At 38.5% G+C, this 11,923-nt stretch carries 13 protein-coding genes; 8 read left to right on the top strand and 5 right to left on the bottom strand.

From position 1 onward, the window contains the following. Window positions 1-31: 31 nt before the first annotated feature. Together E5A76_RS20790 and E5A76_RS20785 are read left to right on the top strand one after the other, a co-directional pair. Window positions 32-499, top strand: coding sequence for a patatin-like phospholipase family protein (locus tag E5A76_RS20790; protein ID WP_316247340.1), 468 nt, complete (start codon window positions 32-34; stop codon window positions 497-499). A gap of 36 nt (window positions 500-535) precedes the next feature. After that, entirely contained in the window at window positions 536-973 is a 438-nt protein-coding gene (locus tag E5A76_RS20785) for a DUF6363 domain-containing protein (protein WP_316247339.1), read from the top strand. 8 nt (window positions 974-981) lie between these two features. Here E5A76_RS20785 and dtpA read toward each other — a convergent pair whose 3' ends face one another. Further along, on the bottom strand, window positions 982-2,493 hold the full coding sequence (gene dtpA, locus E5A76_RS15160; RefSeq protein WP_161119418.1) for a dipeptide/tripeptide permease DtpA: 1,512 nt from the start codon (window positions 2,491-2,493) through the stop codon (window positions 982-984). A 211-nt stretch (window positions 2,494-2,704) separates the two neighbouring features. Between dtpA and E5A76_RS15155 the strand changes: the two genes are divergently transcribed. Continuing rightward, window positions 2,705-4,000, top strand: a complete 1,296-nt coding sequence (locus E5A76_RS15155) for a hypothetical protein (RefSeq protein WP_053989092.1) — start codon at window positions 2,705-2,707, stop codon at window positions 3,998-4,000. A gap of 146 nt (window positions 4,001-4,146) precedes the next feature. Next, window positions 4,147-5,181, top strand: coding sequence for a linear amide C-N hydrolase (locus E5A76_RS15150; protein WP_161119417.1), 1,035 nt, complete (start codon window positions 4,147-4,149; stop codon window positions 5,179-5,181). Between the two features lie 76 nt (window positions 5,182-5,257). Here the strand turns inward: E5A76_RS15150 and yciH are convergent, their stop codons facing one another. Continuing rightward, complete coding sequence (gene yciH / locus E5A76_RS15145) at window positions 5,258-5,581, bottom strand: stress response translation initiation inhibitor YciH (protein ID WP_107165808.1); 324 nt, start codon at window positions 5,579-5,581, stop codon at window positions 5,258-5,260. Between the two features lie 121 nt (window positions 5,582-5,702). Between yciH and E5A76_RS15140 the strand changes: the two genes are divergently transcribed. Both E5A76_RS15140 and E5A76_RS15135 read left to right on the top strand, forming a co-directional pair. Further along, a complete protein-coding gene (locus E5A76_RS15140) occupies window positions 5,703-6,332 on the top strand; it encodes an HAD family hydrolase (protein ID WP_161119416.1) in 630 nt (209 codons plus the stop codon). 81 nt (window positions 6,333-6,413) lie between these two features. Beyond that, window positions 6,414-6,926: an ATP-dependent zinc protease family protein gene (locus E5A76_RS15135; protein WP_107165927.1), complete on the top strand. Its 513-nt coding sequence runs from the start codon at window positions 6,414-6,416 to the stop codon at window positions 6,924-6,926. A gap of 75 nt (window positions 6,927-7,001) precedes the next feature. Here E5A76_RS15135 and E5A76_RS15130 read toward each other — a convergent pair whose 3' ends face one another. Beyond that, window positions 7,002-7,355 (bottom strand): DUF3319 domain-containing protein, encoded by a 354-nt coding sequence (locus E5A76_RS15130; protein WP_053989098.1) that lies wholly within the window; start codon window positions 7,353-7,355, stop codon window positions 7,002-7,004. A gap of 205 nt (window positions 7,356-7,560) precedes the next feature. On the opposite strand from E5A76_RS15130, the gene E5A76_RS15125 reads away from it, so the two are divergent. Continuing rightward, window positions 7,561-8,529 carry a tyrosine-type recombinase/integrase gene (locus E5A76_RS15125; RefSeq protein WP_161119415.1) on the top strand — a complete coding sequence of 323 codons (969 nt, stop codon included), beginning with the start codon at window positions 7,561-7,563 and terminating at the stop codon, window positions 8,527-8,529. An 83-nt stretch (window positions 8,530-8,612) separates the two neighbouring features. On the opposite strand, the gene E5A76_RS15120 is transcribed toward E5A76_RS15125, so the two are convergent. Beyond that, window positions 8,613-9,608 (bottom strand): D-alanine--D-alanine ligase, encoded by a 996-nt coding sequence (locus E5A76_RS15120; RefSeq protein ID WP_107165811.1) that lies wholly within the window; start codon window positions 9,606-9,608, stop codon window positions 8,613-8,615. 319 nt (window positions 9,609-9,927) lie between these two features. Continuing rightward, window positions 9,928-10,872 carry an SPOR domain-containing protein gene (locus E5A76_RS15115; RefSeq protein WP_161119414.1) on the bottom strand — a complete coding sequence of 315 codons (945 nt, stop codon included), beginning with the start codon at window positions 10,870-10,872 and terminating at the stop codon, window positions 9,928-9,930. Window positions 10,873-11,158: 286 nt separating this feature from the next. On the opposite strand from E5A76_RS15115, the gene E5A76_RS15110 reads away from it, so the two are divergent. Beyond that, on the top strand, window positions 11,159-11,668 hold the full coding sequence (locus tag E5A76_RS15110) for a DUF2301 domain-containing membrane protein (RefSeq protein WP_161119413.1): 510 nt from the start codon (window positions 11,159-11,161) through the stop codon (window positions 11,666-11,668). The last annotated feature ends 255 nt before the right edge of the window (window positions 11,669-11,923 follow it).

The following is an 11,923-nucleotide window of genomic DNA, read 5'->3' as shown; positions in this document are numbered from 1 at the left end:
AAAATAACTAATATTGAAATGGATTTAATTCATGACCGGGAAACATATTTCTTACTGTCTAAATAATTTAGAAGCTTTATATGCAGAAAAATCACATATTGATGAGATCGCTTTAGTCACTGAAGGTGGTGGTCAACGAGGTATATTTACTGCTGGTGTACTTGATATATTCCTTGAACATGACTTTAATCCATTTTCATTATTAATTGGAACATCTGCTGGTTCGTTGAATCTTGCCTCTTATATCTGTGAGCAAAAGAAACATGCTTATCGTGTTATCACAGAAATAACTACAAAGAAGCAGTTCTTTAGTTATACCAAACTATTTTCTGCTCGCGGTGGAATGAATTTAGATTGGTTATTGGAGCAGACACAAACCAATTTAAAATTAGATTGGGAAACAGGTCGAAAGAATATGGCTAATCGAACGGTATTAGCCACAGCTTCAGGCATTGATCATAAAGAGACAGGCTATTTTGATCTCAATTCAGATAATTAGGATCAACATTTAAAGGCTTCATGTGCGATCCCTGTTTTGAATCGTAAACCAATATACTCCGAAGAGCATTACTGGGTAGATGGTGGCTTACATGCGCCGATCCCTGCTATTGAAGCTTATAAACGGGGTTATAAGAATATTGTTGTTATTCGCACCAACCCTATTGGCTGTAATGGCAATCATGAATGGCTGAATAAAGTGAAATCAGGGCTACCCAGAACCAAGACGGCTGAGTTAATCGATATGTTGTTAACCCATGAACAGGCATACAACGAAACAGAAGCATTTTTATTGAATCCACCTGATGACGTTAATATTTTTGAAATACATCCTCACCGGGCATTGAAATCTAAGCTAATTGGCAGCGATATTCACTCACTGAACCATGATTATGAACATGGAAAACATATTGGTCAGTATTTCTTACGCACCATGATGTCTTATTGTCAGTGTGACTGTTGCCAATCAGCTTAGTTAGTTTGTTAGTTTTGACCTTGAATAATACGGGTTAATTTAGGTGCAATTAGCAATGTAATAAGTGCAATTCCCCCTGTTGCGATACCAATTTCTTGGAAAACAGTACTGTATAAATGCAAGGTTTGTTGCGGATCAGTAATTCCCTTTGGTGCAGCTGTTAATGTTGCTACCCAACCGGCGATCACAGCAGCAGTTGCTGATGTTAAGAACCACATACCCATTGCAAAACCCATCATGCGTTGTGGTACTAACTGAGCAATCATTGCCAAACCTAAACCTGAAACAAGTAGTTCACCAAGTGATTGTAATAAGTAGCTAAATACTAACCAGTTAGAACTTAATAGTCCTTTGCTATCTGCAAAATGGCTGCCTAAGGTTAAGACTAAGAATGCACAACTACATAGCACCATACCTAATGCGAACTTATATGGCATGGAGAACTTCTCACCTGCTTTATTATAAACCATCGCAAGGATTGGGCTGCTAACCATGATCCAGAACGGGCTTAATGCTTGGAATTGCTCAGGTTCAACATCAATACCAAAGATATTGTGGTGAATATTATGAATAGCAAAGAAGTTTAACGAGGTTGGCATTTGGAAATACAACACGAAAAACACAATACCTTGCAGCATCAGTACAAAAGCCACCAACATTTTTGAACGCTCTAAACCTGTTGTTTTCGCAACTTCTTTAAAGTAAAGCGCGACAATGGTAACACCCACTATTGCTAAAATAAGGTGTGCGTAGAAAACATGCTGTAGCAAATAGGCACTAGCTAAGCTCAGTACAATCGTTCCAACAACAATAAGTAGGTAATTCCCAACATTTACCGGCTTTTTATCTGGTACTGAACCAATATTTTTAACCAAACGACGGCTAACCACAAAGTTTGCAACTGTGATCAATAGACCAATAGCACTTACCCCAAATGCCATGCCATAGCCTAATTTACTTGCAATCCAAGGTGTTAGTAGTGTTGAAATAAACGAGCCTAGGTTAATCGCCATGTAATACATGGTAAATGCACCGTCTAATCTCGGATCATTTTCTTCATACACTTTCGCTAGTAAGCTTGATGGGTTTGCTTTAAATAAACCGTTACCCATAGTAATAAAGCCCATTGCAATAAAAATAAGCTCTTTACTATTAAATTCACTAGACGCTGAAAAGCCCAATAAGGCATAACCAGTCATTAGCACGATAGCACCTAAAACAATAGTGCGTTTTGTACCAAGGACTTTATCACCTACCCATCCACCAATCGCAATTGAACCAAACACTAATGCAGAGAAAGCCCCGAATAGCGTAAAGGACTCAGCTTCTGTCATTGCCAGTACATCAACTAGATATACAGTGAGAATGGCTTGCATGCCATAGAAGCCAAAGCGTTCCCAGAATTCTATTGAGAAAATAAGATAAAAGGGTTTTGGCTGTTTAAAAACGTTGAGTTCTGACATATTTGTTCTCTTATTTTGCGTTTTAAAGCATTTTTTTAAGATATTATCACGCAGCATTTAGGAAAAAGTATTTATGTGCTGAAACATAAGTTTGTAAATTATGTATATAACCTAGCGGTATCAATATCCTCTTTAGCAATAACTCCCCCTTCACTATAGAACATTCCTGTTTTTGTTCTGCGATTCTTAACTCTGAAATCTCGTTACACCTTTAGTCTCACTATTATGTTTTTAGGTGCTTTCCTTACGATTAATATGGGACTTAATCATGAAACTATCTTCACTCTTAATTGTGTTTACTTCACTGGCCTTTATGGGATGTGGCGGTGGAGGCTCTGACGATTCATCAACAAATGCTGTACAAGACGCTGCTGATACCGTTAATGATGCAGTAGACCAAGTACAAGATCAGACCGAAGATCAACAAGTTGAACCTAAGTTTGCCGTTGATGACATTTCAAATGGTTATTATGGCTTGATTTACGATAATGACGGTAAAGAGCTTGAGCTCGATAAAGATCAAGTGCTGCTCATGCAAGATAAGCTCATCAACGATGTCTTACCGAACCTCACCGACGAGCAACAAAAAACGTTCTCTGAAGCACAAACCGCGTTTGAAACATTAAAAGACTCACAAGATATCGATAAAGTATTATTTAAAAATAGCCTTATTGATGCCATGTTAAGTAATGCAGACAAAGCAGTACAAGATAAGTACTTCCCTTCTTTTCGTTTATTCCGTCATCACACTCACTTGCTTTATCCTATTTCACGGTTAGCCGATTATTCTTGGATTCTGGATTTTCTTAGCCAACGTTCATTACTTGAACACTTAATACTTATTCCACCTCAGCAACAAGATTCTGATGATTACATTGAAACTTGTCGTGATAACGATGTACCAATCCCGCCAGATTGGGGTTCAAGTGATTGGGAATACCGTGGTGTGGCAGAAACTGATTTCTTAGGCAGTGATCGTACTGAAGTATGGGCATACAGTGATCCCGCAGTTCCGGGTGCTTGTATGGCATTACCACGCTGGCGTATTAATGAAGCAGCAGGTGTTAATGAAGTCGATCTACTAGGTATTATTTGCCAAAGTAAAAACACCGGTAAAGCGTGTTTTTGGGACAATATTAGCAAAGAAACCGGACAACGCCTTCGCGGTGGTGAAGATCTCACGTTCAAAATTGCCGACATTCATAATGGCGATATGCTTGGAGAAAACTGCACCCAATGTCACCGAGGTAAGAATGTGTTCTTAATCCACCCTGGCACAACTATCGATATTTCTAGCGATTATGATATTGATCCGAATGTGCGTTATCAGCCCGTTTCATCACAAGGCTGGAGTAATCCCCCTGCTTTTGCTGAATTAGGTGACGGAGCTTGCGCAAGTTGTCATGAAATCGGTGATCTTTCCTTTAGTTACTGCAATATGCTGTTAAAAAAAGCAGCAAATCAAACCATGCCTAATGCCGCAGATCCTGCAGGTTGGGTTGGCGATGATTCTTTCTACGGTACACATATTCAAGCCATGATTGATGACAGATGTTCACCTTAACAATAAACACCTCACAAGGTCGGTATAGTTTAGCCTCTATATCGGCCTTTCTTTTATCTCGTCAGCAATACTCACTATAATAATTAGTTAACCAAATATAACTTGCTATATTCGATATCATTACTCATGAAAATTAGGACTATAAAATGTGTACAGGTATTATTTTACATAGTGAAGATGGCGTTACTATTCCTGCTCGAACTATGGAGTTTGGTTTTAATATTCAGTCCAATATCGCTATTGTTCCTGCTGGCACACAAATATCTTCACTGTCTAGTGATGAGTTACAAACAGGCTTAGTCTATAAAGCGAAATATGGTTTTGGCGGTTTGAACGGTCTTGGGCGTAATATCATTGTTGATGGTATGAATGAAAAGGGATTGTATTTTGGTGCTTTCTACTTTGCAGGATTTGCAAAATATTCTGAGTTATCACCAGAAAATCAATCGCAATCTGTATCAAGCGAAGAGCTAGGTAACTATATTCTTGCTAACTTCGCTACCGTCGATGAAGTGCGTGAGGGATTAAACAAAGTGACGGTGGTAGGAACTTTTATCAAAGAGATCCAGAACTTTGCTCCTCTCCACTATAGTGTTGTTGATGCAAACGGCGGTGCCATTGTTATTGAGTATAGCGAAAAAGGCTTAACCATCTTTGATAATGAAATTGGTGTGATGACCAACCCACCAAGCTTTGACTGGCATATGACTCATATTCGCAATTATATTGGTTTATCCACCGAGAACGTGAAACCCGTTGCGATTAATAATAACGTTACACTCACCGCACTCAGTCAAGGATCAGGCTTGATGGGGTTACCTGGCGATTACACATCACCAAGCCGCTTTTTACGTGCTGCAGCTTTCGTTAATTTATCTATCCCATCGAAAAATGTTGATGAAGGTGTTTTCCATGCCTTCCATATCCTTAATGCGTTTGATATCCCAAAAGGCTTAGTTTCAGAAGTTAATGAACATGGGGTGTTTAATGATTACACCATTTGGACATCCGTTGCTGATACCCGAAATAAGGACTATTACTTCCGAACTTACCTTTCTCCACAGCAATGTAAGATAAATATTCTTGAAGCACTTGAAGGTTTAGATGCACCAAAAGTGATTGAAATGGAATCACCACATACTTATGAAGATGTGACAGCACAATTTACTCAAAATAAATAACGCATCACTAGTAAAAAGTCGTTGGCAATAAAAAAGACCAGTCGTTATCGACTGGTCTTTCGTTTATTCAGATTAATTAACCACCGGCTAATTTAACTGTGTGCCCTTTCTTTTCAAGATGCGCTTTGATCACATCACGCTTATCACCTTGAATTTCAATTGTGCCGTCCTTTACAGAACCACCACAGCCACACACTTTCTTCAACTCTGCCGCAATTAATTTCAGTTGTGTATCTTCAACATCTAAGCCCGTCACAATACAAACACCCTTGCCTTTACGTCCTTTTGTTTGACGTTGAATACGTACGATACCATCACCTTTTGGACGTTCAGGTGCTGCTTTTTCTTCTTTAATTCGACCAGTTTCGGTTGAGAAAACTAAACGGCTGTTATCATTCATTATGCAATCAGTCTCATCATTTGCGGAGTTAATGTGAATAAGCCTTAAAGTTCAGGTATGAGCCTTGCTTATTCACTTTCAGCTAATATTATCAAGAAAAGAACACTAAACGGAACTGCTTATGATTCGGAACGTTATATTTGATTTTGGCGCAGTGTTATTTCAATGGAAGCCTCAACATATTGTTGAAACTTTCACTCAATCTGTTGATGAGCAGACTATTTTAATGCGTGAAGTACTGGCACACCCAGACTGGCTTGAACTTGATCGTGGCACCATGCTTATTGCTGAAGAAATCCCTAAATTTGCAGCAAGAACGAATATCTCCGTTCAACGTATGGAAGACTTCTTTAATCATATTCAATTAAGCCTAGAGAAAATTCCTGAAACTGAAGCGTTATTTTTTAGATTACTCGATCAGAATTACCCACTTTATTACTTAACAAATATGTGTAGTGCTTTTTTTGAAACCCTTTATGAAAAGCATCATTTCATATCGTTCTTTGATGGTGGCGTTGTTTCAGGAAAAGAGCTAACCATGAAACCTGAGCCTGAAATATTCCATCTTTTATGCAAACGTTATGAGCTAAATCCTCATGAATGTTTATTTATTGATGATCATTACCCTAATATTGAAACCGCAAAATCTTTAGGATTTGACACCGTACATTTTACACCTACTCAATCTTGTCTTGATGAGATAGAAGAACTCCTTGCTATGTTTAGTGTAAAAACACAGTTAGTTAAATAATTTCTGACACATATTTGAACCAATGATCATGAAATAAGTCTATTATTTGAAAGAATAATAATGTTCATTTCAGGAGTACGTGTGAAAAACATTCTTATCTCTGCGGTGCTATTACTTGCCTCAGGAACAACCTTTGCAGCCCCGCAATGCGATGGTAAATCGATTGTCGGCCCTGTTGAAACGATCCAAGTAAAAGATTTAGGGATTAGCTACAAAGCCCGTATAGATACAGGTGCTAATACAACATCTATCAATGCTTACGATATTAAAGTAGATGGTAAACCGGATACTGATGACAGTAAAAAGGCAATGTACGACAACCTTGGTCATATGGTGACGTTTAAAACTAAAAATGAGCTTGGTCAGGAAGTTTCACATACCGCTAAGATCATCAAGGTCAGTAAAATCCGTAATGCTCAAGGTGTAGAACGCCGTTACGCAGTCGTTATGGATTTAATTTGGAACGGTCAACATAAAGCAATTCCAGTTAACCTACGCGATCGCAGCAAGTTAGAATACAAGCTATTGATTGGCCGTAACTGGTTAGCTAATGACTACCTTGTTGACGTAACCAAAAATGATGAAGATGATTAATTGTTCTGATTTCTAAATAAAACAGCCTGCTTTATTGCAGGCTGTTTTGTTTTGAGCTGACTCTACTGCTTTTATTTATTGTGCTTTAGTTTGTTTTTCAATGACTTTATCTAGGTACTGCTTAATAGACGTTGCATTACCTTTTAGTAACTGACCTCGTAATACCAAGTACCACTCGTTAGATTTCCCCGTATCGTTACGGATAGTAAAACCACGATAGTTTTCAGAAGTGGAACCTGATTTCGTCGTTTGAGAAGAGAACTTTTGGGGCGGAATAAAAGTACTCATATCTAACCACCAATCTACGCTTTTTTTCACCTCGGTTAGTGTACCGCTGACAGGATTTCCTTTAATCGAAGATGTCCACTCATTGGTGACACCTGTTGTATTTTCGATCGTATATCCACGGTGAAAAATCCGTTTTTTCATACAGTTTATTCCTGCTCTACTACCAAATGCTCATAGTGATAGCGTTGCTGATTGTCATAAATGTTCAACAACTTAATCACCTTTTTTAATTATAACTAGCAATTCCATGCTGTTAAGGCTTATTTGTACGTTTTTGCCTACCTTGTTCAATTTTATATGTTACAATTTAATCGATATATAAAGTTATAGTGCGTTAGGTATCTAAATGGCAAAAAAAATTCCTGTTATTGAGTGCGACACACAAAAGAAATCGAGTATTGCAGAATTTAGTCAAGTCTCAGATAACCTTTCACTTTGGCAATCACTTACGCATAATCATTATGCAGCCAATACCTTAGTCGCGTTCAAAAAAGACTGGAACCACTTCTTAGTCTTTTGTGAAAAGAATAAAGTAACGCCCTTACCGGCCTCAGCCTCAACAGTACATCGTTTTATCGAAAAAATGGCAGAAAGTCGTAAACTATCCAGCCTTAAGCGTTACGTTGTAACTATCAGTTTAATTCATAAGTGCCACGCCTTACCTAATCCATGCCAAAGCCAAGAAATCAAATTAGCGATGCACAAACAACGACTTGATAAACATGATGATTATACTCATGCACAAGGCTTTAGAGATGACCACTTACAAGCCCTGTTAGATACCTTCTCCCTTTCAACCAAACCGAAAGACGTTCGTGATATGGCAATTTGGGCTATCACTTTTGAGGCAATGTTAAAACGTTCTGAAGTCGCGGCATTGACCATTGATGCTCTTGAAATTGAGCAATCAGGATTAATTAATATCACTGTTGATGGACGTATCATTGCTTTAAGTGACGTGTCATCTAAAGCAGTACAACGCTGGTTAACCCTTGGGATGATTGCACAAGGTTACCTATTTAGGCGCATAGACCGTCATAGTAATATCGGTGATAACCCACTGGATCACTCTTCTATCTATCGTGTATTTCGCCGGGCCAGCCAAGAATTAGACTTACCTACTGATGTGATTTTCTCAGGGCAATCCCCTCGTGTTGGTGCCAGCCAAGATCTCGCTGATGCTGGATTAACCGTGAGCCAAATACAGCACCAAGGTCGTTGGCGAAGCCCTGCAATGCCTGCGCAATATATTGGTCAACGTGGTAAACGTGATAATGAATTAAAGAAATTCGCTAAGAAGAACAGTGATAAATAATTTAACATCCACCAGCAAAAAAGCCCGTTAACTACTTGTTTATAAGCATGTTAACGGGCTTTATATTTTGCGAAACGTGATGATTACTTCACTGCGTTCTTGATCGCTTGTTCAATGAACTCAGCAAACTTATGACCATGATGCTCTAACATCTTAGGGAACATAGAAATTGGCGTCATACCCGGGAAGGTATTGATTTCATTTAGTAGAATTTCGTCATCTTCGCTTAGGAAGAAATCAATACGAGACAAATCTTTCAACTTCATTTGTACAAACGCTTTACGTGCGTAAGTGCGGATAGCTTCAATTTGCTCTTCTGTTAAGTTATCAGCTTCAACTTTCGTTGTTGATAGGCTATCTGAGCTGTATTTTTCTTCGTAGCTGTAGAACTTATCAGTCGGACAAGAGACTTCACCCGGCTTAGTGATCACAAGCTCGTCACCATATTGATAAGCGGCAATTTCTAGTTCACGTGGACGAATCGCTTTTTCAATAAGTACTTGATCAGAATAACCAAATGCATTGTTTACAGCATCTGTTAACTCTTGCTCAGTGGTTACACAATAACAACCAACTGACGATCCCTGACAAGCTGCTTTAACAAATACCTTGCCCCACTTTTTAAACGCTTCAAGTGCTTCTTGATGCGCTTCTTGGTTATTTTCACTTAGGAAAACGTAAGGCGTGTTAGGAATGTTCAGCGCATCAAACCATAGTTTCGTCGTGATTTTATTAAAGCAATTTGTGCTTGCTTCAGCGCCACAACCAAGGAATGGCAGACCCGCTAATGTTAGTAAAGATTGAAGATCACCTGTTTCACCAGGGAAACCGTGAACACAAGGAATGACGTAATCAATCACAACTTCTTGATCACCGACGATCAATGTTTTATCTAGGTTTAACTCACATGGACGATTTTCAGAATCTAACCAACCGTCATTTTTAGTCATTTCTACACGAGTGTAAGTAACGCCACTGATCGCTTTTAGTTGTTCTTCGATAAAGTTCGCTGATACGAGAGAAACTTCATGCTCGGCACTACCACCGCCGCATAGTAATAAAACATGGATAGAACTCATCATCATCCCTTGTAAATACCGCTAACCCATTAAATGCGTTAACGTAAAATAAGTAATAACTTTGATATAGATAAAACCAATGCAAAATCGTCAAAGTCTGTGTGGAGAATATAGTAATCAAAAAACACTAAACTGTGCACCCTCTGCTCGCGTGATTAGTGATTTATTTTTAATTTGATTACTTACTTGCTTAGTAAATCAACGTATCTAACACAGGACTAACAATCAATTGATATTCACAGCACGATTTTGTTCCATAAAAAAAGCCACTTACCTAAGTAAATGGCTTCTCACTATTATATTAAAACGTAAGTTATGATTAACGAATACGCTCTAGCTTTGGAAATTGGGTTGTTTCAATATCAGCAAGGTTTCGCACAAAGGCACCGGTTTGAGTGATTTTCTTTGGCATAGCTGCTAATGCCGCTTTTGCTGCATCGTAATCGCTATAATGACCATACAACAAGGTATACACACTGCTGCCATTAATGGTTTTATCGTTTAACCATGCAGGCTGATCACTTGGTAATTGGTTTAAGTAAGGTATGAATTCACTCGCATTTCGCAATGCTAATAACTGAATACTATAACCTGTAATCGATGTGGTCTTTTCACCGACAGGCGTTTCTTCTGTTGTCGTTGTTTCTCCACCTTCAACTGTTGTTTGTTCAGGTTGAGTAGCCTCAATAGTCTGTTCATCAGAAACAGCGCTTTCATGTTCAACTGCCGTTTGGCTTTCTTGTTTTGGTTCAACAGCTTGTTCTGAATGTATTGCAGTATTATCTATTGCTTGCTCTGTCGCTACCGCAGCAGCTACAACTTCTGCATTATGAGCTTCTGCTGTTTGCTCTACACGATCCGGAGAAACCTGATGACCTTCACCGACGATCTCAACCATACGCTCTTGATCACTATTCACCTGATCGGGATGTGTTTGCTCTGAAGCATCAGCAACTGCTGGCTCTTGCGTCTCAGGGGCTGAATTTGGATGCTCAGTATGGGCTGCTTCAGTATTATCAACTGACGCTGCATGTTCATTCGCATTATTTAATGGCAGTTGTGTTTCACTGATCGCAACCGAATCACTGGAAAGATATAACGGCTCTGAAACAACAGATGCTTCAACTTGAGCAACCGTATCAATAGGCTTCATTTTTTGCGCATTAACTGGCTGGTTAACCTTTTCGACAGGCGCAGGATTATCAGAAAGAGACATACAACCAGTAAGTGTAGCTAGCATACTGATGGCGAGGATTTTTTTCATAATTATATTCAGACCTAAGATAAGTGAAGCAACATCATGCTCGGTATTTTGCCGTCCCTTTATTCACCAATCAACTATAACCTTTACTAAGTTCAGGCATCGTTAATATATGCTAGCGTGTTCACGATCTTTTCACTCGAGTAAAAGCCATTTTTGACTCCAATTTGTAGTTTATAGTCCTTCAAGTCAATGAAATGCCAAATCATTTAAATACTGTTTCATGCTTATCACCCTACAACGTAAAATATGAATAATTTTGTTATTAATTTTTCCCTTAGGAGTTTATATGGCTGATCCCCATATTCAGTGCGAGCTTGATGTGTTAGATAAACTAACCGTGATTCTTTATCGCTCAGCATTAAGTGTTGCCGCTTTAATCATGACGATCATTGGATACGAAACCGTTCAAGCTACCCCGTTTCTCGTTATCGTTGCTTTATTAGCATCAACAACAGTCCATGTTTACGACAAACGCTTTCGTTGGTTAATTCAAGGTGCTGGTTTATTTGCTGCTATGTGGCTAATCGCTGGATTATGGCAACCATTAGCATTAGGTGCTGCCTTATTTGTATTTAGTGCTTTAGCGGTAAAAGAATACTTTTGCTTTCAGATAAAAGCTCTCTTACTAACACCATTAGTATTAGCTGGCTTTTGGTTTTGCTTAATCTTTAATGTACAAGCTGGCGTAATAGCTTGTGCCATGTTAGGCGCGATTTTGTTAGCCCTTGCTGCATTTAACAAATGGCGTATGCCACTGCACTTTGATATTGGTGATAAATCCCGTTACCAAGTGTAATACATACACTATTAACAATAAGAGCGAGCAGTTTTTTCTGTTGGCTCTTTTTATCTAACAATGGGTTATTTTACTGTAAGCATCAGAACATACTCATCAATATACCTAAGCAATAATCATTAACCATTGTATTTGAAAAGTAGTTACTTAGAGATTCACTTACCTCTCCAATTAATCCATATCTAAGTAATAAGTATATAGCATAACAAAGTTAAAATATTCTCAAATAATAACATTTAATAATTTATATAATAT

The organism is Photobacterium lucens, from assembly GCF_009873615.1.
GTDB lineage: Bacteria > Pseudomonadota > Gammaproteobacteria > Enterobacterales > Vibrionaceae > Photobacterium > Photobacterium lucens.
Note: the sequence above shows the minus strand (reverse complement) of the source record. Positions and strands in the feature narration are given on the sequence as shown.

What these genes read in the sequence shown, in the direction of transcription:
- E5A76_RS20790 (WP_316247340.1), top strand. Translation starts at nt 32, where the DNA reads ATGACCGGGAAACATATTTCTTACTGTCTAAATAATTTAGAAGCTTTA.
- dtpA (WP_161119418.1), bottom strand. Translation starts at nt 2,493, where the DNA reads ATGCTGCGTGATAATATCTTAAAAAAATGCTTTAAAACGCAAAATAAG.
- E5A76_RS15155 (WP_053989092.1), top strand. Translation starts at nt 2,705, where the DNA reads ATGAAACTATCTTCACTCTTAATTGTGTTTACTTCACTGGCCTTTATG.
- E5A76_RS15150 (WP_161119417.1), top strand. Translation starts at nt 4,147, where the DNA reads ATGTGTACAGGTATTATTTTACATAGTGAAGATGGCGTTACTATTCCT.
- yciH (WP_107165808.1), bottom strand. Translation starts at nt 5,581, where the DNA reads ATGAATGATAACAGCCGTTTAGTTTTCTCAACCGAAACTGGTCGAATT.
- E5A76_RS15140 (WP_161119416.1), top strand. Translation starts at nt 5,703, where the DNA reads ATGATTCGGAACGTTATATTTGATTTTGGCGCAGTGTTATTTCAATGG.
- E5A76_RS15130 (WP_053989098.1), bottom strand. Translation starts at nt 7,355, where the DNA reads ATGAAAAAACGGATTTTTCACCGTGGATATACGATCGAAAATACAACA.
- E5A76_RS15125 (WP_161119415.1), top strand. Translation starts at nt 7,561, where the DNA reads ATGGCAAAAAAAATTCCTGTTATTGAGTGCGACACACAAAAGAAATCG.
- E5A76_RS15120 (WP_107165811.1), bottom strand. Translation starts at nt 9,608, where the DNA reads ATGAGTTCTATCCATGTTTTATTACTATGCGGCGGTGGTAGTGCCGAG.
- E5A76_RS15115 (WP_161119414.1), bottom strand. Translation starts at nt 10,872, where the DNA reads ATGAAAAAAATCCTCGCCATCAGTATGCTAGCTACACTTACTGGTTGT.
- E5A76_RS15110 (WP_161119413.1), top strand. Translation starts at nt 11,159, where the DNA reads ATGGCTGATCCCCATATTCAGTGCGAGCTTGATGTGTTAGATAAACTA.